General features: G+C 65.1%; 21 protein-coding genes. 7 read left to right on the forward strand and 14 right to left on the reverse strand.

The genetic code is table 11. The features are described from left to right. Window positions 1-1,392 precede the first annotated feature (1,392 nt). Window positions 1,393-2,142 (forward strand): bifunctional 2-polyprenyl-6-hydroxyphenol methylase/3-demethylubiquinol 3-O-methyltransferase UbiG, encoded by a 750-nt coding sequence (ubiG, locus tag VQ045_RS13845; protein WP_331830528.1) that lies wholly within the window; start codon window positions 1,393-1,395, stop codon window positions 2,140-2,142. Window positions 2,143-2,308: 166 nt separating this feature from the next. Next, a complete protein-coding gene (locus VQ045_RS13850; protein ID WP_327624710.1) occupies window positions 2,309-2,656 on the forward strand; it encodes a hypothetical protein in 348 nt (115 codons plus the stop codon). Window positions 2,657-2,675: 19 nt separating this feature from the next. Here the strand turns inward: VQ045_RS13850 and VQ045_RS13855 are convergent, their stop codons facing one another. The 4 genes from VQ045_RS13855 to VQ045_RS13870 are packed head-to-tail and all read right to left on the reverse strand — an operon-like array spanning window position 2,676 to window position 5,096. Then, a complete protein-coding gene (locus VQ045_RS13855; RefSeq protein ID WP_331830529.1) occupies window positions 2,676-3,137 on the reverse strand; it encodes a DUF1178 family protein in 462 nt (153 codons plus the stop codon). Then, the gene (locus VQ045_RS13860) at window positions 3,134-4,018 is read right to left on the reverse strand and encodes a carbon-nitrogen hydrolase family protein (protein ID WP_331830530.1); all 885 of its coding nucleotides are present in this window, start codon (window positions 4,016-4,018) and stop codon (window positions 3,134-3,136) included. Before VQ045_RS13860 ends, VQ045_RS13855 begins: the two co-directional genes overlap by 4 nt. Before the next feature lie 30 nt (window positions 4,019-4,048). Then, window positions 4,049-4,306 carry a glutaredoxin 3 gene (grxC, locus tag VQ045_RS13865; protein ID WP_327624713.1) on the reverse strand — a complete coding sequence of 86 codons (258 nt, stop codon included), beginning with the start codon at window positions 4,304-4,306 and terminating at the stop codon, window positions 4,049-4,051. Between the two features lie 40 nt (window positions 4,307-4,346). Next, complete coding sequence (locus VQ045_RS13870) at window positions 4,347-5,096, reverse strand: ComF family protein (protein ID WP_327624714.1); 750 nt, start codon at window positions 5,094-5,096, stop codon at window positions 4,347-4,349. A gap of 158 nt (window positions 5,097-5,254) precedes the next feature. Here VQ045_RS13870 and VQ045_RS13875 point away from each other — a divergent pair, with 158 nt between their 5' ends. Next, window positions 5,255-6,154, forward strand: coding sequence for a class I SAM-dependent methyltransferase (locus VQ045_RS13875; protein WP_327624715.1), 900 nt, complete (start codon window positions 5,255-5,257; stop codon window positions 6,152-6,154). Between the two features lie 81 nt (window positions 6,155-6,235). On the opposite strand, the gene VQ045_RS13880 is transcribed toward VQ045_RS13875, so the two are convergent. The 6 genes from VQ045_RS13880 to VQ045_RS13905 form a co-directional block, all read right to left on the reverse strand. Further along, window positions 6,236-6,436 carry a Flp family type IVb pilin gene (locus VQ045_RS13880; RefSeq protein ID WP_327624716.1) on the reverse strand — a complete coding sequence of 67 codons (201 nt, stop codon included), beginning with the start codon at window positions 6,434-6,436 and terminating at the stop codon, window positions 6,236-6,238. Next, window positions 6,430-6,741, reverse strand: coding sequence for a hypothetical protein (locus VQ045_RS13885; protein WP_327624717.1), 312 nt, complete (start codon window positions 6,739-6,741; stop codon window positions 6,430-6,432). Before VQ045_RS13885 ends, VQ045_RS13880 begins: the two co-directional genes overlap by 7 nt. A gap of 115 nt (window positions 6,742-6,856) precedes the next feature. Then, window positions 6,857-7,267, reverse strand: a complete 411-nt coding sequence (locus VQ045_RS13890; RefSeq protein WP_442872912.1) for a (deoxy)nucleoside triphosphate pyrophosphohydrolase — start codon at window positions 7,265-7,267, stop codon at window positions 6,857-6,859. Then, window positions 7,267-8,055 (reverse strand): GNAT family N-acetyltransferase, encoded by a 789-nt coding sequence (locus tag VQ045_RS13895; RefSeq protein ID WP_327624719.1) that lies wholly within the window; start codon window positions 8,053-8,055, stop codon window positions 7,267-7,269. The genes VQ045_RS13890 and VQ045_RS13895 overlap by 1 nt, the downstream gene beginning before the upstream one ends. Then, the gene (gene argJ / locus VQ045_RS13900) at window positions 8,036-9,277 is read right to left on the reverse strand and encodes a bifunctional glutamate N-acetyltransferase/amino-acid acetyltransferase ArgJ (RefSeq protein WP_331830531.1); all 1,242 of its coding nucleotides are present in this window, start codon (window positions 9,275-9,277) and stop codon (window positions 8,036-8,038) included. The genes VQ045_RS13895 and argJ overlap by 20 nt, the downstream gene beginning before the upstream one ends. 179 nt (window positions 9,278-9,456) lie before the next feature. Continuing rightward, window positions 9,457-10,344 (reverse strand): peptidylprolyl isomerase, encoded by an 888-nt coding sequence (locus tag VQ045_RS13905; protein WP_331830532.1) that lies wholly within the window; start codon window positions 10,342-10,344, stop codon window positions 9,457-9,459. Window positions 10,345-10,632: 288 nt separating this feature from the next. Between VQ045_RS13905 and secA the strand changes: the two genes are divergently transcribed. Further along, on the forward strand, window positions 10,633-13,359 hold the full coding sequence (gene secA, locus VQ045_RS13910; protein WP_331830533.1) for a preprotein translocase subunit SecA: 2,727 nt from the start codon (window positions 10,633-10,635) through the stop codon (window positions 13,357-13,359). 216 nt (window positions 13,360-13,575) lie between these two features. Here secA and VQ045_RS13915 read toward each other — a convergent pair whose 3' ends face one another. The 4 genes from VQ045_RS13915 to VQ045_RS13930 all read right to left on the reverse strand — a co-directional run bounded on the left by VQ045_RS13915 (window position 13,576) and on the right by VQ045_RS13930 (window position 17,161). After that, a complete protein-coding gene (locus VQ045_RS13915; RefSeq protein ID WP_442879871.1) occupies window positions 13,576-14,574 on the reverse strand; it encodes a L,D-transpeptidase family protein in 999 nt (332 codons plus the stop codon). Window positions 14,575-14,862: 288 nt separating this feature from the next. Further along, on the reverse strand, window positions 14,863-15,816 hold the full coding sequence (locus tag VQ045_RS13920) for an acetyl-CoA carboxylase carboxyltransferase subunit alpha (RefSeq protein ID WP_331830534.1): 954 nt from the start codon (window positions 15,814-15,816) through the stop codon (window positions 14,863-14,865). A 179-nt stretch (window positions 15,817-15,995) separates the two neighbouring features. Beyond that, window positions 15,996-16,979 (reverse strand): site-specific tyrosine recombinase XerD, encoded by a 984-nt coding sequence (locus VQ045_RS13925; RefSeq protein WP_331830535.1) that lies wholly within the window; start codon window positions 16,977-16,979, stop codon window positions 15,996-15,998. Next, on the reverse strand, window positions 16,976-17,161 hold the full coding sequence (locus VQ045_RS13930; RefSeq protein ID WP_442872910.1) for a histidine kinase: 186 nt from the start codon (window positions 17,159-17,161) through the stop codon (window positions 16,976-16,978). Before VQ045_RS13930 ends, VQ045_RS13925 begins: the two co-directional genes overlap by 4 nt. 158 nt (window positions 17,162-17,319) lie before the next feature. On the opposite strand from VQ045_RS13930, the gene VQ045_RS13935 reads away from it, so the two are divergent. Genes VQ045_RS13935 through VQ045_RS13945 form a run of 3 tightly spaced genes read left to right on the forward strand, consistent with a single transcriptional unit; the run spans window position 17,320 to window position 20,533 of the window. Next, on the forward strand, window positions 17,320-17,901 hold the full coding sequence (locus tag VQ045_RS13935) for a shikimate kinase (RefSeq protein ID WP_331830536.1): 582 nt from the start codon (window positions 17,320-17,322) through the stop codon (window positions 17,899-17,901). Then, window positions 17,898-19,049 (forward strand): 3-dehydroquinate synthase, encoded by a 1,152-nt coding sequence (aroB, locus tag VQ045_RS13940; RefSeq protein ID WP_327624726.1) that lies wholly within the window; start codon window positions 17,898-17,900, stop codon window positions 19,047-19,049. The genes VQ045_RS13935 and aroB overlap by 4 nt, the downstream gene beginning before the upstream one ends. Then, window positions 19,046-20,533, forward strand: coding sequence for an HlyC/CorC family transporter (locus VQ045_RS13945; RefSeq protein WP_331830538.1), 1,488 nt, complete (start codon window positions 19,046-19,048; stop codon window positions 20,531-20,533). Before aroB ends, VQ045_RS13945 begins: the two co-directional genes overlap by 4 nt. The last annotated feature ends 33 nt before the right edge of the window (window positions 20,534-20,566 follow it).

Consider the following 20,566-nt stretch of genomic DNA (forward strand, 5'->3'; position numbering starts at 1 on the left):
GTTCAGTTCGCCGGCGGTCGCGTCGGCAGCAGCGAATCGGGAAGTTTGGGCACCGGCGGCACCGCTGCTTGCGGCTGGGCTTTTTTCCGCCGAGCGGCGGGCTCAGCAACAGCGGGCGCGACGGAGCCGGTATTGCTGGCCTGTCGGGCCTGGGCCGTCACCTCGCGAGGCCGATCGGCTGGACTGGCCGGGCCTTTGACCCTCCGGGCCGGTAGGGCGACCTTCGCCGGCGCGGCGGAGCGACCCGAATCCGGCGATGTTACGGCTGCACTGGAGGCGTTCCACTCTGGCCGCCCTGTGGGAACAGGCACCGCGGTTCCCGGCGTCAGCGTCGGGGCGTCGGCGAGCGGGGAAATCGCACCAGAGGGAAGCCCCTCCTGCGGCGCGAAAGCCGCGACGTAATCTGCAATCGGAGCATTCGGTCCGTCCAGCGCGCCCAGAGGTTCGCGAAGGATGTAGGTGAATGGCAATCTGGGGTCGGAAGCGGCGTACCGTGCCGCAGGCACAGGAGCAGGACTGCGCTCGCTCTCCGCCTGTGGCTTGGAAAGAACTATACGCAGACTGAAGATCGGAGAATCCGCAACATCGACTGCGACCAGTCCCCGCTCGACATGGGGGCGTGATGCGGAGACGGCGAAAGCCTGCGCGATGCGTCGATCGACAGGACTCACGGCGACCGGGCGCGCTCCTGGCTGCTCGGCAGCCTCCAAAAGAGCGACAACGGCTTTCGGCGAATCCTGGGACGCGGACAAACGTGCTTGTTGCGCGGCTCCTGACTGGGCCAGAACGACCGCGCAAGTCGCAATCGATGCCCGCAGGATGAGACGCGAAACAGGGGAAAGTCCGCACAACGCACCGCGCCGCCGGCCCGCATGGACGAAATGGTCCAGGCGATCTACCGGAACGACTGTGACAGCCCTTCCCTGACATTTGGTGATCGGCATCACAGCTTCAACAACACGCCATTTCTCCAAGTTCATCACTGCAAACGGGCAGAATTCTTTTGCGTTCCGCCCTGCGGCAATGAATCTTTCGCGCACCCTCCTTTGACGTATAGAATCAAATTGAAATGAATGACTCGAGCGCGAATCATTTTTCACTAAAGTTTTATTAAAATATAATGAGAATGACTCGGATCGCCCGCATATACACTTCAACGCCAAAACAGATGTCGACGGGAGACTCTACGGCGCCGTCCCAGGCTTTGCTCGAAATTGGCACTCGCCCTCCTCCCCCACACGCCTATCCGGATATCTCGACGCCACCGGCTGCAGGAGGGAGAAGAAGGCTTGACTTCGTGCGGTAGCGCCGAAAGTTGAGCCCTGAAATACTGAAGCCGGCGACGCGACGACGAACAGATCGGCGCGGCCATCAATCGACGGGGCAGACGCAATGACCGAGGCGCGGCAGACGACGATCGACCCAGGCGAAGTGGAGCGCTTCTCGCGCCTCGCCCAGGAATGGTGGAATCCGGCCGGCAAGTTCAAGCCGCTGCACAAGTTCAACCCGGTTCGGCTGGAATATATTCGCGAACAGCTGGCGATGAATTTCGACTGCGACGTGCGAAGCGGACGCCCCTTCGAGGGTCTCGCGGTGCTCGACATCGGCTGCGGCGGCGGCCTGATCTGCGAGCCGATGGCAAGGCTCGGCGCCAGTGTCGTCGGCGCGGACGCATCGGAAACCAATATCGAGGTGGCAAAGATCCACGCCGCCGAGAGCGGCCTCGCCATCGACTATCGCGCGACGACCGCCGAGGCGATCGCGGCGGGAGGCGAGCGTTTCGACGTCGTTCTGGCCCTCGAAGTCGTCGAACACGTCGCCGACGTCGAGCTGTTCCTGACTTCTTGCGCTCAGATGGTGAAGCCGGGGGGCCTGTTGTTCGTGGCGACGATCAACCGGACCCTCAAGGCGCTCGGCTTCGCGATCGTCGGCGCCGAATATGTGCTCGGCTGGCTGCCGAAGGGTACCCATCAATACGCCAAGCTGGTGCGGCCGGAGGAAATCGCGGCACCGGTCGAGCGGGCCGGGCTCTCGATGATCGATGAGGCGGGCGTCGTCTACCATCCGCTGGCTGACGCATGGCGCCGCTCCCGCGATCTCGACGTCAATTACATGGTGCTGGCGCGGCGCCCGGACGCCTAAGCCTCTGAGGAAAAACGGTGGATAATCAGCGACCGTCGCGACAAGCAAGCTGCGCGCAAGCTTCCGGTTGCATTGTTCTGTTGCGGGCGCGCTTTGCGTGCACAACCACAGACATGAAATCTGACGGGAACCGGCACGTGTAGAGTAGCGAACTTTGGAGGGCGAGATGGTCGCGGCACAAACAGACAACATACCCAATGAGGCGAGTTGTCCGATCCATCTGGAGATTCTCGCTCTGCTGCTACGCTCGGACAGCCGGACCAAACAGGCCCTGATCCAGGAAATCCCGGGTTCATCGCGGGCAAGATTGGCCTTTTTCTGCTATAATCGCGTCCATCTTCGCTCACTGGCGTTTCAGGTCGCCGCGCTGTGCGAACTCCGCGATCTCAGACTGATCGCGGGCACCAAGGGCGATCTCCTCTATAGCCAGGCGACGGAAGTCGGTCTGTTCGACGACAGCGACCCCGCGTCGCGTCGCAAGGGCGTGACCCTCGCCCGCACGGCGCGCGGCTGACGGCGCAGGCACGACAGCGTCAATTCTTGTCCTCGGGAAGCCCCGGCAGCGGAAAGGCGGCGATGCCTTCCTCGCTCAAGCCCTTGACCTCCCGCGCCGAGGCCTCGCCATAGATCTGGCGATGCTCGCTCTCGCCGTAGTGGATGCGCCGCGCTTCCTCGGCGAATTTCGGCCCGACATAATCCGACTTCGCCCGTAATTCGCGCGCCATCGCCTGAAGCTTGGCGATCGCTTTCGCCGCCTCGGCGTTGGCGAATTCCCCGACCGGCTGGGACGGCTCCCCGGCGACGGCGCCCGGAGCCTTCATCTTTGCGCTGGCGGCAACCGCGGGCTTCATCAACGCCTTCGAGACGTCGGACGCCCCACAGATCGGACATTCGAGCAAGCCGGCGGAGGCCTGCCGCTCGAAATCCTCGCCGGACCTGAACCAGCCGTCGAACGCATGGGCCGCGGGACGGCAGCGGAGCGAGAAGCTGATCACTCTGCCGCCTCGAGCGAGCCGGTCACGCGGATTTGCGCTATCTCATCGCCGACGACGAAGGCGCGCGCGTTTTGCAAATTGGGAATTTTCGCCCGCGCCGCTGCGACCTCGGCTGTGTCGATCGTCGCGATCGCGATCCCCGGCTCGGCACCGGCAACCTCGGCGACCACCCGGCCCCACGGATCGACGATCAGCGAATGGCCAAAGGTCTCGCGTCCGTCATCATGCCGTCCGCCCTGCGCCGCCGCCACCACATAGGCGCCGTTCTCGATCGCGCGGGCGCGCAAAAGAACGTGCCAATGGGCTTCGCCGGTCTGGCGGGTGAAGGCGGCCGGCGCCGTCAGGATTTCGGCACCGGCCAGCGCCTCTTCACGAAACAGATGCGCAAACCGCATGTCGTAGCAGATCGCGAAGCCGAGCCGCGCACCGCCATCGGGAAAGCTGAGATCAGCCAGTGCCGCGCGCGTTCCAGGTCGGTAGGTGCTCGATTCGCGCCAACTCTCGCCATTGTCGAGATCAACGTCGAACATATGGATCTTGTCGTAGGTGGTGACGCGGCTGCCATCGGGCGCGAACAGGAAAGCCCGGTTGGCCACCTTGCCATCGCCAGCCGCGATGGCTGTTGAGCCGACATGCAGATAGATCGAATGCTCCTTGGCGAGTCGGCCGGCCGTGGCGACCAGGAGGTCGTCGTCCTCGGAGCGAAGTCGGTTCATCAGCTCGGCGCGGTCGCGATGGACCATGCCGGTCATTTCCGGTGACTGCAGATAGGACGCGCCCTCGGTCACGGCTTCGCGGACCAGGCCTTCGAGGGCCTCGGCATTGGCCTGCGGCTCAAGCCCTGAGCGCATCTGCAGGACGGCGGCGCGAAAAACGGTCATGACAAGGCTCCAACGGTCAGCGACATCGTGTCACGCCGTAAGCAGGGCGTCGAGTTTGCCGGCGCGCTCGAGTGCGTAGAGATCGTCACAGCCACCGACATGGGTTTCGCCGATGAAGATCTGGGGGAAGGTCGCGCCCCCCTTCGCCCGCTGGTACATTTCCTGACGCAGTTGCGGAGAGGAACTGGCGTCCTTTTCCTCGTAGGCTACGCCCTTCTGGTCGAGAAGCTGCTTGGCGTGGCTGCAAAAGCCGCAGAACTGACGGGTATAGATGGTGACGTCCGGCATCGGATCACATTCCTGGTTATGAGCCCGAAAGCATATGGCTTCACTCCATGCCGGCCGCAACCCTTGCGAAAGTCAGAACATCGACATCCCTCGCGCCCGCCCGCTTCAACGCCCGTGTCGCGCTCGCTGCGGTTGCACCCGTCGTATAGACGTCGTCGACGAGGAGGACGCGCCGCCCCTCGATCTCGACGCGGCGCGTGTCGATGACGCGAAAAGCACCGCGAACATTGTCCCGCCGTTGGCGGGATCCCAGCCCGACCTGGCTGCGGGTCGGCTTCACCCGCCTCAGCGCCAGTGGGGCGAAGGCGATGTCGGCGTTGCGGGCGAGCAGCCGGGCAATTTCGGCGGATTGGTTGAACCGGCGCCGCCACAGCCGGCCGGCATGCAGCGGAACCGGGACCACGACATCGGCGTCGCCGAGAAGCTCCGCGCCCGAACGGGCCATCCATCCGGCCATCAGCGGCACCAGATCGGTACGATCCCCGTATTTCAGCGCCGTGACCAGGCGCGCGGAAAGATCCTGGTAGATCACCGCGGCCCGCAGCCGGGCGAAGGGCGGCGGATCAGCGATGGCCTCCGCCGACAGGAACCCCTCGCCGAGATCATAGGCGAAGGGCAGCCCCAGAACCTCGCAATAGGGCCGCTCGATGAAGCGCAGCTTCGCCCAGCAGGCCGGACAAACGGTGTCCACTCCTGTGACGGCCGCCTGACATCCCGGACAGACCGGTGGAAACAGCAATTGGCCGATCGCGTTGCCGACCGCTCCGGTGCCGCGCTTGAATGGGCTCATTGCCTCGTCCTGCCCTCCAGCCCGGGTGCCCCCGGTTGACTCGTCGACCGGTCGGGTCACCTCGACGACAGGGATGGCCCCCGTCCCCTTGACGATACGCCACCCGCCGTCAGCTACAAGCGCTGTCGCGGTCACCTTCGACAGAGCGCTGAGGGATCATGCCGGATATTTTGGATCACCAGGTTTTCGATCGGGCTTTGCTCGACCGTCGGCGGCAGCGCTGGCTTGACGCGGAGCCGCCGAAGGGCGCCGGCTTTTTGCTGCGGGCGATCGCCGACGAACTTGGCGACCGGCTGTCGCTGGTCGAACGGCGTTTTGCGGTCGCCGTCGACCTGGGCGGCCACACCGGCGAAATGGCGGCGCGGCTTCGCGCCGGCGGCCAGGCCGACCGGGTCGTGCGGATCGAACGGCTGGCGGCACTGCTGGAGGGAGAAGAATTCGCCTGCGTCGGCGACGAGGAGGCCCTGCCGCTCGCCGACGACAGCGTCGATCTCGTCGTTTCCACGCTGTCGCTGCATCTGACCAACGACACGCCGGGCACGCTCGTCCAGATCCGGCGGGCGCTCCGGCCGGACGGTCTCTTCCTTTGCGGCTTTCTCGGCGGAGAGACCTTGTCGGAGCTTCGGACCGCCCTTCTGGCGGCCGAAGCCGAGATCACCGGCGGCGTCTCGCCGAGGGTCGCGCCATTTACCGATGTGCGCGATGCCGGCGGCCTGCTTCAACGGGCCGGTTTCGCGCTGCCGGTGGCCGATCAGGATCGGCTGACGGTGCGTTACGACACGCTGTTCGATCTGATGGCGGATTTGCGGGCCATGGGCATGGCCAACATGCTGGTCGAGCGGTCCCGTCGTCCGGCCTCGCGGCGATTGTTCCTGCGGGCGGCGGAGATCTACGCCGAGCGCTTCGCCGATCCCGACGGACGCATTCGCGCCACGTTCGACATCGTCTACCTGTCCGGCTGGCGGCCGCACGACAGCCAGCAAAAGCCCCTGCGGCCAGGCAGTGCCCGGACAAGCCTCGCCGCGGCGCTCAAGGACAAGTCGGACGATCTGACCTGAGGGCCAGACCAATCGCTTCCGACCGGCCCCCGCCGCATTCGGTATGACTATCGATTACCAAGGGTGCGCGCGGCCTGACGGTCAGAACGCCGCCAAAACACCGCCGAACATGGAAACGACCGACGTGCCGATCCCGGTGGCTGCCACGACGATCGCAATCGAAATCAGCCCGGCGATCATCACGTATTCGATGGCGGTTGCCCCGCTGACGTCATGGAGAAGCTTCTTCGCCGCTTTGCGCGCGCGTCCTGGCTGACGAGGCGACCGTGGCCAGTTCAGCACGCGCCGGTACTCCCGCCATCCGAGAAGATCACGCAGGGCCGCGCGCCTGACCGTTGCAGCACGCTCCGCCGCACGGTGTACCGGTTCGACGACCCGATGGAACCCGTTGCCATCCTGTCGATCTGGGCGGTTGACGCGACGTAGTCGGCCCCCCGTTTGGCGGCCGGCGCGACAATGAGGGCCAATGCCAGCGCGATCGATCCGAACAGCAGCGTCGCCCGGAACAGTCCGGTTCGAAGTTCCGTGATGGAGTCGGGCGCGCGGCGTCCGCCGCCCAGTTCGTCATCAGCCTCGAAATCGCGCATCGTTTCCTCACAAAGCTGGTAAGCTTCGTGGATCAATATGCGTGCTTACAATGAAAAAGCTCTTAAGCAACTCAGTGCGTTTTCACGGCTGTGTAACGATTTTTCCCGCCCGCCCTCAGAGCAGATCGATCAGATGGGGGATCAACGGCTCGTCGGCGGGCGGCATCGGGTAGTCGCGAAGCTGCGTCGCGCGGACCCATTTCAGCCGCTGCCCCTCACGCGGGACCGGGATGCCCTCGTAACGGCGGCAGATGTAAAGCGGCATGAGGAGATGGAAGTCGTCGTAGGAATGACTGGCGAAGGTCAGTGGCGCCAGACAGGCCGCCTTCGTCACGATGCCCAGCTCCTCGTGCAATTCGCGGATCAGCGTCGCCTCCGGCGTCTCGCCGGGCTCGACCTTGCCGCCGGGAAATTCCCACAAGCCGGCGAGCGGCTTGCCGGCTGGACGCTCGGCGATGAGCAGGCGCCCGTCGGCATCGATCAGCGCGCAGGCGACGACGAGGAGCAGGCGACGTTCTGCCGACATCATCGCGTTCCGCCCGGCGGCGCGCGATAGACGTAGCGATAGGCTTCCGAAAAGCCGAGCGAACGATAAAGTGACAGACCCGCCGCGTTGGCGGCCTCGACCTGCACCCAGCCCGTCCTGGAGCCCTTGTGGACCGTGTAGCGCAGCGCCGTTGCGACGAGGTCGCGACCGATTCCCTTCTGGCGTTCGCGACGATGGACAGCCACGTCGAGAAGGCCGGCGAGATCGTTGTCGTGGATCGCGAGCGCCACCGCGATCGGCGCTCCTGCCTCGTTCTCGCGAACGAACAAGCCCGTCGGCGGTCGGATCGCCTCCAGTATATCCGTCAGCCCCGTACGCAGGGTCGACGCGCGTTCGTGGACTTGAAGGCTGGCCTCGACATAACGCGCCGTGTCGCGGATCGGAATCCGTTCGATCGAGGCGCTGAGATCGAGTTGGGTCAGGTCCGCCGTCATGACGATCGACTCGTCGAAGCGCTCCCATCCCTCAGCGTCGAGATAATTGACGAGTTCGGGGGGCGCCAACGGCGACTGCCGGACGATGATCGCGCGGCCGAATTGCGTGAACGACTCGCGGGCACGCGCGACGCGCTGCGCGATGTCGGAATTGTCGGATGGATCGAGCGGATTGACGGAATTCAGGCGTTTGGCGGGAAACGAGGCGGTCAGGCGCACCGCCCAGGTGCCGTCGAACGCGGTCGAAGACGCCGGCCACGCCCGGAAACCGGCCGCCTCGAGCCGCCGAACGACGGCGAGCTGGCGCATCGTCTCAGCTTCGGTAATCGCCATTGATCGCGACATAGTCCTTGGTCAGATCGCAGCTATAGACCGTCCAACGTCCGGTTCCGAGGCCGAGTTCGACCCGGATCGGGATTTCGGCCCCGCGCATCACGGCCGAGGCTTCGGCTTCGGAATAGTCGGGATCGCGCGCGCCGCCCTCGGCGACACGAACGCCGCCAAAATGGATGGTCAGCCGGTCCCGGTCGGCCTCTTCGCCGGCCTTGCCGACGGCCATGACGACGCGGCCCCAATTGGCGTCCTCGCCGGCTACGGCCGTCTTGACCAGAGGTGAATTGGCGATCGACAGCGCGATGCGCTTGGCGGCCGCGTCGCTGGTCGCGCCCTCGACGGTGACCTGAATCTCCTTGCGTGCGCCCTCCCCGTCGCGCGCGACCTGGCGCGCGAGATCGAGCATGAGATCGCCGAGCGCTTGGCGGAAGCCGGCGACGCGGTCGTCGTCGGCATCGGAGATTTCCGGGCAGCCGCGCCGCGCGGCGGCGCCCGTCGCGAAAAGAAGTAGCGTGTCGGAGGTCGAGGTATCGCTATCGACCGTCACCGAATTGAAGCTCGGAGCCACGGCCTCCGTCAGCATCGCCTGCAACGCCGGCGACGCGATCGCCGCGTCGGTTGCGACGAAGGACAGCATCGTCGCCATGTCCGGCGCGATCATGCCGGCGCCCTTGGCGATGCCGTTGATCGTCACGACGGTCCCCTCGATCGTCACCTGCCGCGTGGCCAACTTGGGGTAGGTGTCGGTGGTCATGATCGCGTCAGCGGCCTCGCGCCACCCGTTGCCGGCGGCCTGTTCCGCCAGTCCGGCGAGGAGGCCGGTGAACTTGCCGGCATCGAGCGGCTCGCCGATGACCCCGGTCGAGGCGAGAAAGATGTCCTGCGGCGATGCATCGACCGCCGCCGCGGCGGCGGCGGCGGTCATCTCCGTCGCCTCGCGCCCCTTCTTGCCGGTGAAGGCGTTGGCATTGCCGGAGTTGACGACCAGCGCCCGGGCAACGCCGCCGCGAAGGCTCTCACGGCTAAAATCCACCGGCGCAGACGGGCATTTCGATGTGGTGAAGACACCAGCGACCGCGGCCGGTCCATCGAGCGTCATCAGGAGGACGTCGGTGCGTCCGGCATATTTGATGCCGGCGGCGGCCGTCGCGATCCGCAGCCCCTCGATCGGAGGCAGGGTCGCGAAGGTAGTAGGGGCAAGCGGCGAGACGGTCGTAGTCATATCGTCACCGGGACAGATCGGTTGCAAAAGGGAAAGAACGGCATTCGGCGGCGCGATAAACCAGCCGCATCACGGTCGTCCGCCAATACCGGTGCGGACGCGCCGAAGCCGAGGCCATCCGCCGATCCTGGCGCGATCGAAACCGGCGAATCGAACGGACGGCTCACGGGCAACAACCGCTATTTCGCGGCCGGTTCGGTAGCGGGCGCGGCGCCGGGCTCCATGCTCTTCTCGATCGCCTCGACCTGCTTTTTCATCTCAGGGTCGACATATTCGACCGAAAGCGCGGCGCGGGCATCGCGCACCAGTTCCATATACTTCTCGCGCAGGACCACCTGCCGCACCTGATCCTTGATCTGCTCGAAGCTCGGCTTTTGCGCTTCGCGCTTTTCCTCGACCTTGATCACATGCCAGCCGAACTGGGTCTCCACCGGTTCCTTGGTGTAGGTACCCGGCTCCATTGCAAACGCCGCTTTCTCGAAGGCCGGCACCATCTGGCCGGCGCCGAAGAACCCGAGGTCGCCGCCTTCGGGGCCGGACGGGCCGGTGGATTTCTCCTTGGCCACCGCCTCGAAATCCCCGCCCTCGTCGAGCTGCTTGATCACCGCCTCGGCCTCTTCCTTGGTCTTCACCAGAATATGACGGGCGTGGACCTCTTGCTTGGCTTCGACCGAGGCGATTTCCTTGTCGTAGCGCGCCTTGAGCTCCTCGTCGGTCACTGCCGCCACGCCGTTCTTGGCGAAATAGGCGTTGTGAAGCGCGCGTTCGCGCTGGAAGGCGATCTCGGTGGCGACATCCGGCTCGTCCTGGAGCTTGGCCTTCTCCGCCTCCTGGGCGAGGGCCTTGATGTCGATCAGGGCGGACAGCAACGCCAGCTTGCGTTGCTCCGGCGGCATCTGGGCGAACTGCTGGCCAATCGCACCGGCGGCGGCCATGAGGTCGCGCTCGGTGATCTCCTTGTCGCCCACCTTGGCGACGACGTCGGATTCGGCGGCGAAAGCCGGCGTGGCGAAGGTCATGAGAGCAACAGCACTTGCTGCGAGCGTCAGTCTGAGATCGAAAGTCATGGCAAAGACCGTCCTTTGCGGTTCGGTGCGAAATGGGCCCGGATACCAAGCCGCGAGATGGGTTGCAGAGCGGCCTCGTGCGAGCTCTCGGCGCGGCGTGGCGGCCTTTGGCGGCGCGCCGTTGACATCGGTTTGGCCCCCTCTTATCTCTCGCGCGTTCTGAAAGTCCAGCCGCCTTCCGCGAAGTTTGAGGGCTTCCGACATTCCGGCGACTGCCCGGAATCAGCGGCAGCCGGCCGGCAGGCCGGTCGGGGCAGCGGCGACTCACATACTTGGAAGGACCGGTTCATGGTCAATTTTGGCGGGCTCGCCCGTAAGTTGCTGGGTTCAGCAAATGAGAGGGTCGTCAGACGCTTCCAGCCGAAGATCCCGCCCATCGCGGCCTTCGAAGAGGAGTTTTCCCGCCTCACCGACGACGAGCTTCGAGCCAAGACCGAGGCGCTTCGCGCTGAGATCGCCGAAGGAAAGACGATCGACGACCTTCTGGCGCCGGCCTTCGCGATCGTGCGCGAGGGCGCCAAGCGAGCGCTCGGCATGCGCCATTTCGACGTCCAGATGATTGGCGGCATGGTACTGAACTCAGGCGCCATCGCCGAGATGAAAACCGGTGAGGGCAAGACCCTTGTCGCGACCCTCGCGGTCTATCTGAACGCCCTCGAAGGCAAGGGCGTCCACGTCGTCACCGTCAACGACTACCTGGCTTCCCGCGATGCCGAGTGGATGGGCCGGCTCTACCGCTTCCTCGGACTCACCGTGGGCACCATCGTGCATGGCCTGTCGGACGAACAGCGCCGGGCGGCCTATGCCTGCGACGTGACCTACGCCACCAACAACGAACTCGGCTTCGACTATCTGCGCGACAACATGAAGTTCGAGCGCGGCCAGATGGTCCAGCGCGGCCATCACTTCGCCATCGTCGACGAGGTCGACTCGATCCTCATCGACGAGGCGCGCACGCCGCTGATCATCTCCGGACCGCTCGACGACCGCTCCGAGCTTTACAAGACCATCGACGCCTTCATCCCGCAGCTCGACAAGAGCGATTACGAACTCGACGAGAAGCAGCGCACGGCGACCTTCACCGAGGAGGGCAACGAGAAGCTGGAACGGCTTCTGGAAGCCGCCGGCCACCTTGTCGGCGACTCGCTCTACGACATCGAGAACGTCGCGATCGTCCATCACGTCAACAACGCGTTGAAGGCCCACGCGCTCTTCCAGCGCGACAAGGATTACATCGTCCGCAACGACGAGATTGTCATCATCGACGAGTTCACCGGCCGCATGATGCCGGGCCGGCGCTATTCGGAAGGCCTGCATCAGGCGCTCGAGGCCAAGGAAGGCGTCACCGTTCAGCCGGAGAACCAGACGCTCGCCTCGATCACCTTCCAGAACTATTTCCGGATGTACAAGAAGCTGGCCGGCATGACCGGCACGGCCCAGACGGAAGCCTCCGAGTTCGGCGATATCTACGGCCTCGACGTGATCGAGATCCCCACCAACCTGCCGATCCTGCGCCTCGACGAGGACGACGAGGTGTACCGGACCTTCGAGGAGAAGTTCCGGGCGATCAGCCGGGAAATCCAGGATGCCGCGTCGCGCGGCCAGCCGACTCTGGTCGGCACGACCTCGATCGAAAAATCCGAGCTGCTCGCCGAACGGCTGCGCGAGGACGGCCTGAAGGATTTCCAGGTCCTCAACGCCCGCTATCACGAGCAGGAAGCTTACATCGTCGCCCAGGCGGGCGTACCCGGCGCAGTGACCATCGCCACCAACATGGCCGGCCGCGGCACCGACATCCAGCTTGGCGGCAATGCCGACATGCGGATCGAGCGGGAACTCGCCGACATGCCGGACGGGCCGGAGCGCAAGACCAAGGAAGATGCGATCCGGGCGGACATCAAGCGCCTGAAGGACGAGGCGATCGCGGCTGGCGGTCTTTACGTGTTGGCGACCGAGCGCCACGAAAGCCGGCGGATCGACAATCAGCTGCGCGGCCGCTCCGGACGCCAGGGCGATCCCGGCCGCTCGAAGTTCTATTTGTCGCTGCAGGACGATCTCATGCGCATCTTCGGGTCCGAGCGAATGGACTCGATGCTGACCAAGCTTGGCCTGAAGGAGGACGAGGCGATCGTCCATCCCTGGATCAACAAGGCGCTTGAGAAGGCGCAGAAGAAGGTCGAGGCGCGCAATTTCGACATTCGCAAGAACTTGTTGAAATACGACGACGTGATGAACGACCAGCGCCGCGTCATCTTCGAGCAGCGCATCGAATTGATGGACGCCGAGGAGCTCGACGAAACGATCTCCGACATGCGCCACGAAACCATTGAGGCAATCGTCGCGCGTCATATTCCCGAACGGGCTTATCCCGAGCAGTGGTCGATCGCGGAATTGAAGGCGGACACCCTGGAGCTTCTCAACCTCGACCTGCCGATCGTCGAATGGGCGGCCGAGGAAGGGATCGCCGAGGACGACATCCGCGAGCGCATCCGCGAGGCCGCCGATGCCGCTGCCCTCGACAAGGCGAAGCGTTTCGGCCCCGAGGTGATGATCTACGTTCAGCGCAATGTCGTGCTGCAGACGCTGGATGCGCTCTGGCGCGAGCATCTGGTCAATCTCGACCATCTGCGTTCGGTCGTCGGCTTCCGCGGCTACGCCCAGCGCGACCCGCTGATCGAGTACAAGTCGGAATCCTTCGAATTGTTCGAGGCGATGCTCGGCAATCTGCGCGAGCGGACGACGAAGCAGTTGGCAAGCGTCGAGATCGTCCGCCCGGAAGAGCAGGAAGCGCCGCCGCTGCCGCGGATGGAGGCCCATCACTTCGACGCATCGACCGGCGTCGACGAGGTCGGAGACGGCAGCAAGCGGCTGACCGCGAACTTCACGCCGACCGAGGCCGACGGCCTTCGACGCGATCCGAACAACAAGGACAGTTGGGGTCAGGTCGGACGCAACGAACCGTGCCCCTGCGGGTCGGGCAAGAAGTTCAAACACTGCCACGGCGCCCTGGTCTAAGAACGCCCGACCACGCGTAGAACCAAATCCAAAAAACGGCCGCCGGAGCAAAGCTTCGGCGACCGTTTTGTTGAGAGCATCGGACCAAAAAGTGGAATCCGATTTTGGATAATTCCGATGCTCAATCAAAGTGCTAGAGCGTCCTTTGTGCGTCCGAATGGACGCACAAAGGACGCTCTAGCGACCGCGAGGCCGAGGGCCGATCCGCAAATCCGTCTACTTCGAGAAGCCCGAGAAGATCGAGCCGCCCGAGGACGACCGGCCGATGCGGTTGCCCTCCCGGTCGTAGCCCTCGCGGCGATGCTGCTCCTCGGCATAGGCTCCGGCGCTGATCGGCTGGCCCGTACGATAGCTGAAATTGGCAGTTTCCGCGAACTCGCTCGGCGCCATCGAGGCCGCGATCGTCTGCTCCTTGGTCTCGTCGGCGGTCACTTTGGCCGCCACTTCCGGAGCCAGGTCAAAGTCCGGACATGCCCCGGTCGGGGAAAGACCGGCGACGGTCTCGGCGCTTTGATCGAAGACGTACCGCCGATCACAGACGCCGACATTCGGCTGGCGGCGAGTGATCTCGAAATGATCCGAGCCCTTCTTCAGCATCTTCCAGAATTCGTAGTGCTGGGAATTGCGATGCCGCGCCATGTTCTTCGGCGTCATGCGGAACGGATAGGCTTGGATCTGGAACGCCCGCTGGCCACCCTGGAAGGATTCGCGGGCCAGCGCGAAGATTTCGGTGATCTGCCCGTTGTCCATGGCGTAGCAGCCGGCGGAATTGCACGAGCCGTGGATCATCAGGAAGGTGCCGGTGCGCCCGTTGGCCCGGTCATAGGCGTTCGGAAAGCCCATATTGACGGACAGATAATAGTTCGAGTTCGGGTTCATCTGCGCCGGCGTGACGGTGTAAAAACCTTCCGGCGCCTGCCGGTCGCCCTCCTGGAACTTCGGCCCGAGCTTCCCGGACCAAGCGCAGATCGGGTAGGTCTTGAGCAGCGCATAGGTCCCGTCAGTCTTCTGCTTCCAGACTTCGAGCTCGGATTCTTCCTTGAACAGCCGCACGAGGATCGGCGACTTGACACCCATCCCGTTGGCATTGATCGCCTGAACGAGCGCGGCTGGCAGCGGCGCGTTCGCCGGCAGGAGATCGCTGTATTGGCAGGCGGAAAGCGTGAAGAGCCCCAGCGCGAGCGCGGCAGCCGTCACGAGGCGTCGGACGAACATCCCCTCAATTCCCCATCGCATACGAGGATCGCCCGGCGATCCTCGTCCCCACTCAGATCGCGGCCACAGAGGAGCCGCTCGATCTCTTGCGATGGCGAACCCCGGCGACGCCGGCTGAGCCCATCGCACGCTTGATCCATCCGTACCGCGATCAGGGTGAAAGAACCGTAAACCACGCGTCTTGATAGATCAGTCAAGACTTATTGTATTAAGCCACGACCATGGCCGCAATTTGGCAAATGCCGAAGGGTAAGGAAACCGGCGATCGCGGCAAAACCGCAACAGGCATCAAAGATTCCGCCCGATCGCCAGGAATTTCTCCCGACGCTGGCGCCGCAGGGCCTCGCCGTCCAGGCTCGCCAATTCGGCAAAGGCGGCCCGCACGTTATCCGCCGCATTGTCGATCCCTTCCTCCGGCGAGCGATGAATGCCCCCGACGGGTTCCTCGACGATGGCGTCGATGACGCCGAAGCCCATCAGATCCTGCGCGGTGATCTTCATCGCCTGGGCGACGTCGCGCGCCCGCGTCGCGTCGCGCCAGAGGATCGATGCGCCGGCCTCGGGCGAAATGACGGAATAGATCGCGTGCTCGAGCATAAGCACGCGATTGGCCGTGGCGATGGCGATGGCCCCGCCGGAGCCGCCCTCACCGATCACCAGCGAGACCATCGGGACCTTGAGATTGAGGCAGGCCTCCGTCGAACGGGCGATGGCCTCGGCCTGGCCGCGCTCCTCGGCGCCGATACCGGGATAGGCGCCCGCCGTGTCGACGAGGGTGAGTACGGGGATGGCGAAGCGTTCGGCGAGTTCCATGATGCGGACGGCCTTGCGGTAGCCCTCGGGCCGGGCCATGCCGAAATTGTGCTTGAGGCGGGCTTGCGTGTCCGAGCCCTTTTCCTGGCCGATGACCGCGATCGGCTGGCCGTCGAGGCGGCCGAACCCGCTGATGATCGCGTAATCCTCGGCGTAGAAGCGGTCGCCGGCCAGCGGCACGAAATCGGTGATCAGTCGGTTGATATAGTTCAGGCAATGCGGCCGGTCGGGATGCCGCGCCACCTGGGTCTTCTGCCACGGCGTCAGCTTGCGGTAGAGGTCGGCCAAGGCATCGCGCGAACGCTTTTCGAGCCGCTGGATCTCGTCGGTGACGTCGACGGCGTCCTTGCCCCCCTCGATCTTCTTCAATTCGATGATCTGGCCTTCCAGATCCGCGACCGGTTTTTCGAAATCGAGATAATTGTGCATCGGTTACGCGGCGTCGGCCGTCCTTTGGATGTGGCGACCGGCAGGGCGGCCGGTGAGCCGCGAGGCAAAATCGGCAGCGGCCCGTTCGGCCACCCTCCGACGCCATCGGCTGAAGGTCTTCATGCGCGGCGGAAACTGGCTACGCGCCGCCACCTTGTCAAGGAATCCCGCGCGCCGCATCAATCGCCGCTCAGCGCCGACAGCGGATGATGATCGGTTACGAGGCGGATCAAGCGTTCTTCCAGAACATGAGTGTAGATCTGCGTCGTTGAAATATCGGCATGACCGAGAAGTTCCTGTACCGCCCGCAGATCGGCGCCGTTCTGCAGAAGATGGCTGGCGAAGGCATGGCGCAAGACGTGCGGCGACATCCGCGCGGCGGGAATGCCGGCACGAACCGCGAGCGCTTTGAGGTCGCGCGCGAAGGCTTGCCGGGTCAGGTGTCCGCTTTCCGAGAGCGCCGGAAAGAGCCATTGCCCGTCGTCGGCGATGCCCGCCGCCCGCATCGCCTCGGCAAATCGCGCCAAGGCTTCCCGGGCGGCCTCGCCGATCGGCACCATCCGCTCCTTGTCGCCCTTGCCGCGCACGACGATCATCCGGTTTTTCGCCCGAAGCACCGACAGCGGCAGGCTGACGAGTTCGGAGACCCGCAGTCCGGTCGCATAGAGAAGCTCGACCAGCGCGCACATCCGTGCAGCCCGTGCGAGGCGGCGCGGCGAAGCCTCCGGGTCTCGCGCCTCTTCGTCGGCCCGGCCGATCAGCCGGTCGACCTCGTCCTCGCCCATGATCTTCGGCAGTGGCCGCTTTTTCCGCGCGCCCTCGATCGGCCCGGTGGGGTCGTCACCGCGGCGGCCCTCGGCATAGAGAAAGCGGTAGAACTGACGCAGCGCCGACAACCGCCGCGAGCGGCTGCTCTCGGCAAAGCCGCGAGCCCCGAGCCGCGCGACATAAGCGCGAAGATCGTCCGTCTGCGCGCCCGTCAGCGAACCGCCTTGCCCGGTGACGAAGCCCGCCGCGTCCTCGAGATCGCGCCGATAGGCGGCGATGGTGTTGTCGGAAGCGCCCCGTTCCACCGCCATCATCTCGAGGAAGCTTTCGATGTCGGCTTCGTCGCGCCGGCCGACCGAGCCGGCGGCAACGGGCGGAGCGGGGGCCGCGCTCATCGGCGCAGGCTCTCCGTCGGCGCCCCCGGATCGAGCTGCGGCAACGGCACCTCGACCGTCATCTCGTGGCGGGTCGGTTGGACGAAGTAGACGAGCGCCGCCATGATGCCGTAGATGATGCCGGCGAGGATGAGAAGCGTCGTCAGGAGGCGAACGAGGGTCGGCATCGTGGTCTGGCGCACTCACTGCTGGGTCGGATCCCGTTGCGGCCATTTGCTTCTAGTGAGAATGGCGCGGGACGCAAGCGACGCGTCCGGTTCTGTTCCGGCATAACCGACGGTTTTTAAGATTTCCTGTCCTTCGGCACACGCCGAAGCACGGGACGGTAACGAAAGGCGCCATGAGAAGCGAATTGTCCCCGGACGGAACAGCGGCGATCCAGGACCGACTCGGCAACCGTTCGATCGCGCTCATCGGCCTGATGGGCGCAGGCAAGACGACGGTCGGCCGTCGGCTCGCCGCATTGCTCGCCTTGCCGTTTTGCGACACCGACGTCGAGATCGAGGCGGCGTCGCGCATGACCATACCTGAGCTGTTCGAGGCCTATGGCGAGCCCGAGTTCCGGGCCCTGGAGGCGCGTGTCGTTGCCCGCCTCGCCGCCGAGGGCCCGCGGGTGATCGCGACCGGCGGCGGCGCCTATCTGCACGCGGAAACGCGCGCCATGCTGAAGCGGACGGCGATCACGGTCTGGCTGAAGGCCGATCTGGAAACGCTGATGGAGCGGGTGTCGCGCCGGTCCAATCGACCGCTGCTGCAGACCGACGACCCGCGCGAGGTCATGCGCCGCCTCATCGACATTCGTTATCCAATCTACGCCGAAGCCGACATCACTATCGGCACGCGCGACGTGAAGCGCGACATCATCGCGGCCGAGATTCTCGAAGCCTTGGACCGACACCTCGAGACGGAGAGTACCCGATGAAACGTGAAGCGGCCTATCAGGCGGACAACGACGCCACGGCACACCGGCGCGTCGTCGTCGATCTGGGAACGCGCTCCTACGACATCCTGATCGGCCCCGGCCTCATCGACGCGGCCGGCGAGGAGATCGCGCGCCGGCTGCCGGGCATTCGCGCCGCGGTGGTCACCGACGAGACCGTCGCCGGCCTGCATCTGGAGCGTCTGTCGATCGCGCTGCGCGCCGCCGGCATCGACCATTCGACGATCGTCCTGCCGGCTGGCGAGACGACGAAATCCTTTGCGCACCTGACCCGGGTCGTCGACGAGGTGCTGGCGCAGCGCCTGGAGCGCGACGACGCGGTCATCGCCCTCGGTGGCGGCGTGATCGGCGACCTCGCCGGCTTCGCCAGCGCGATCGTGCGGCGCGGCATGCGCTTCGTCCAGGTGCCGACCACGCTCCTCGCCCAGGTCGATTCGTCCGTCGGCGGCAAGACCGGCATCAACTCGCCGCACGGCAAGAACCTCGTCGGGGCGTTCCATCAGCCGTCCCTCGTCCTCGCCGACACGGCTTTGCTCGACACGCTGTCGCCGCGCGAATTCGCGGCCGGATACGCCGAGCTCATCAAATACGGGCTGATTGACCGACCGGAATTCTTCGACTGGCTCGATCGCCACCGCGAAGCGGTCTTCGCCGGCGGCCCCGAGCGGGCGGACGCGATTCGGCAAAGCTGCGAGGCGAAGGCTGCCGTGGTGGCGGCGGACGAACGCGAGGACGGCAGCCGCGCGCTGCTGAATCTCGGCCACACCTTCGGCCACGCGCTGGAAGCCGCGGTCGGTTACGATTCGAGCCGGCTCGTGCATGGCGAGGGGGTCGCGATCGGCATGACGCTCGCCTACCGCTTCTCGGCCGAACTCGGTCTCTGCCCGGCCGAGGCCGCCGAGCGTTGCGAAGCGCATCTTCAGGCCGCCGGCCTGCCGACCCGGATCGGCGCGATCCCCGGCACGCCGCTCACCACCGCGCAGCTGATGGCCGGCATTGCCCAGGACAAGAAGGTCAAACGCGGCCGCCTGACCTTCATCCTGACCCGGGGCATCGGCCAGGCGTTCGTGGAGTCCGCTGTCGCGCCGGCAGCCGTCGAAGCCTTTCTCGACCGGGAGAACGCCCGATGACCACCACCTTGTGGATTATGCTCGCCATCGTTCTGGTCCTGGTTTCGATATCGGCGTTTTTCTCAGGCTCCGAGACCGCCTTGACCGCCGTGTCGCGCGCGCGGCTGATGAGTTTCGAGAAGAACGGCGACCTGCGAGCCGGGATCGTGCAGCGGCTGATCGAGCAGAAGGATCGGCTGATCGGCGCGCTGCTGATCGGCAACAATCTCGTCAACATCCTCGCCTCGTCGCTGGCCACCACCGCTTTTCTCCAGCTCTTCGGGGAGGCCGGCGTCGTCTACGCGACCATCGCCATGACCATCATCGTCGTCATTTTCGGCGAGGTTCTGCCGAAATCGGCCGCGATCGCCCGGCCCGACGGGTTTTCGCTCGCCGTCGCCCGGCCGGTCTCGGTTATGGTCGCGCTGTTCGGGCCGTTGACCCGCATCGTCAACTGGATCGTCCGGCGCGTCCTCGCCATGTTCGGCGTCAGCCTGGAATCCGACGCCTCGCTGCTGACCGCCCACGAGGAACTGCGCGGCGCCGTCGAAGTGCTCCACCGCGAGGGCGCGCTCGTCAATGCCGACCGCAACCGGCTGGGCGGACTGCTCGACCTACACGAGCTCGAAGTCTCCGACGTGATGATCCACCGCACCGGGATGCGGCAAGTGAACGCCGATGACGGACCGGCCGAAATCGTCAAGCAGATCCTCGAAAGCCCTTACACCCGCTTGCCCGTGTGGCGTGGCCACTACGACAATATCGTTGGGGTGATTCACGCCAAGGATCTACTGCGCGCCCTGCATGACGTCGAAAACGACCCCGCCAAGGTGGACATCCTCAAGATCTGCACCGCCCCCTGGTTTGTGCCCGAGACGACGACGCTGCAGGACCAGCTCAACGCCTTTTTGCGCCGCAAGTCGCATTTCGCCATTGTCGTCGACGAATATGGCGAGGTCGAAGGGCTGATCACGCTCGAAGACATTCTGGAAGAGATCGTCGGCAACATCGCCGACGAGCACGACATCGACATGCAGGGCGTCAAGATCGAGGCCGATGGCTCGGTCATCGTCGACGGCCAGGTGCCCATCCGCGACCTCAACCGGGCGCTGGACTGGAACCTGCCGGACGAGGAGGCGGTGACGATCGCCGGGCTGGTCATCCATGAAACCCAGACGATCCCGGAAGAGCGGCAGGCCTTCACCTTCTTCCACAAGCGCTTCACCGTCCTCAAGCGCGAGAAGAACCGCATCGCCAAGCTGCGCATCCGACCGGCGACCGTGCTGGTGCCACCGAAAAAACTCGGCGGTCACGCAGCCGCGGCCGGCGCCTCGGCGCCGCTGCCGGAGACCGATGGCGACTTCGACGACGACTACGATATGTTCGAGAACGAAGCCGTCATATCGGCCGACGAGGCCGATGGCTCACCGGGCCCGGAAGGGCTGGAGGACAGCGCTGATCTACCGGCATCGGACAGCGAAGATTCAGACGATCGACGTGACTGATCCTCAGATCACTGCGATCTTTTGTCGCCGCGA

This window comes from Aurantimonas sp. E1-2-R+4 (assembly GCF_036549515.1).
GTDB classification, from domain to species: Bacteria; Pseudomonadota; Alphaproteobacteria; order Rhizobiales; family Rhizobiaceae; genus Aurantimonas; species Aurantimonas coralicida_A.

Coding starts and splice junctions, on each gene's coding strand:
- ubiG (WP_331830528.1), top strand. CDS start 1,393: ATGACCGAGGCGCGGCAGACGACGATCGACCCAGGCGAAGTGGAGCGC.
- VQ045_RS13850 (WP_327624710.1), top strand. CDS start 2,309: ATGGTCGCGGCACAAACAGACAACATACCCAATGAGGCGAGTTGTCCG.
- VQ045_RS13860 (WP_331830530.1), bottom strand. CDS start 4,018: ATGACCGTTTTTCGCGCCGCCGTCCTGCAGATGCGCTCAGGGCTTGAG.
- grxC (WP_327624713.1), bottom strand. CDS start 4,306: ATGCCGGACGTCACCATCTATACCCGTCAGTTCTGCGGCTTTTGCAGC.
- VQ045_RS13870 (WP_327624714.1), bottom strand. CDS start 5,096: ATGAGCCCATTCAAGCGCGGCACCGGAGCGGTCGGCAACGCGATCGGC.
- VQ045_RS13875 (WP_327624715.1), top strand. CDS start 5,255: ATGCCGGATATTTTGGATCACCAGGTTTTCGATCGGGCTTTGCTCGAC.
- VQ045_RS13885 (WP_327624717.1), bottom strand. CDS start 6,741: ATGCGCGATTTCGAGGCTGATGACGAACTGGGCGGCGGACGCCGCGCG.
- VQ045_RS13890 (WP_442872912.1), bottom strand. CDS start 7,267: ATGTCGGCAGAACGTCGCCTGCTCCTCGTCGTCGCCTGCGCGCTGATC.
- VQ045_RS13895 (WP_327624719.1), bottom strand. CDS start 8,055: ATGGCGATTACCGAAGCTGAGACGATGCGCCAGCTCGCCGTCGTTCGG.
- argJ (WP_331830531.1), bottom strand. CDS start 9,277: ATGACTACGACCGTCTCGCCGCTTGCCCCTACTACCTTCGCGACCCTG.
- VQ045_RS13905 (WP_331830532.1), bottom strand. CDS start 10,344: ATGACTTTCGATCTCAGACTGACGCTCGCAGCAAGTGCTGTTGCTCTC.
- secA (WP_331830533.1), top strand. CDS start 10,633: ATGGTCAATTTTGGCGGGCTCGCCCGTAAGTTGCTGGGTTCAGCAAAT.
- VQ045_RS13915 (WP_442879871.1), bottom strand. CDS start 14,574: ATGTTCGTCCGACGCCTCGTGACGGCTGCCGCGCTCGCGCTGGGGCTC.
- VQ045_RS13920 (WP_331830534.1), bottom strand. CDS start 15,816: ATGCACAATTATCTCGATTTCGAAAAACCGGTCGCGGATCTGGAAGGC.
- VQ045_RS13925 (WP_331830535.1), bottom strand. CDS start 16,979: ATGAGCGCGGCCCCCGCTCCGCCCGTTGCCGCCGGCTCGGTCGGCCGG.
- VQ045_RS13935 (WP_331830536.1), top strand. CDS start 17,320: ATGAGAAGCGAATTGTCCCCGGACGGAACAGCGGCGATCCAGGACCGA.
- aroB (WP_327624726.1), top strand. CDS start 17,898: ATGAAACGTGAAGCGGCCTATCAGGCGGACAACGACGCCACGGCACAC.
- VQ045_RS13945 (WP_331830538.1), top strand. CDS start 19,046: ATGACCACCACCTTGTGGATTATGCTCGCCATCGTTCTGGTCCTGGTT.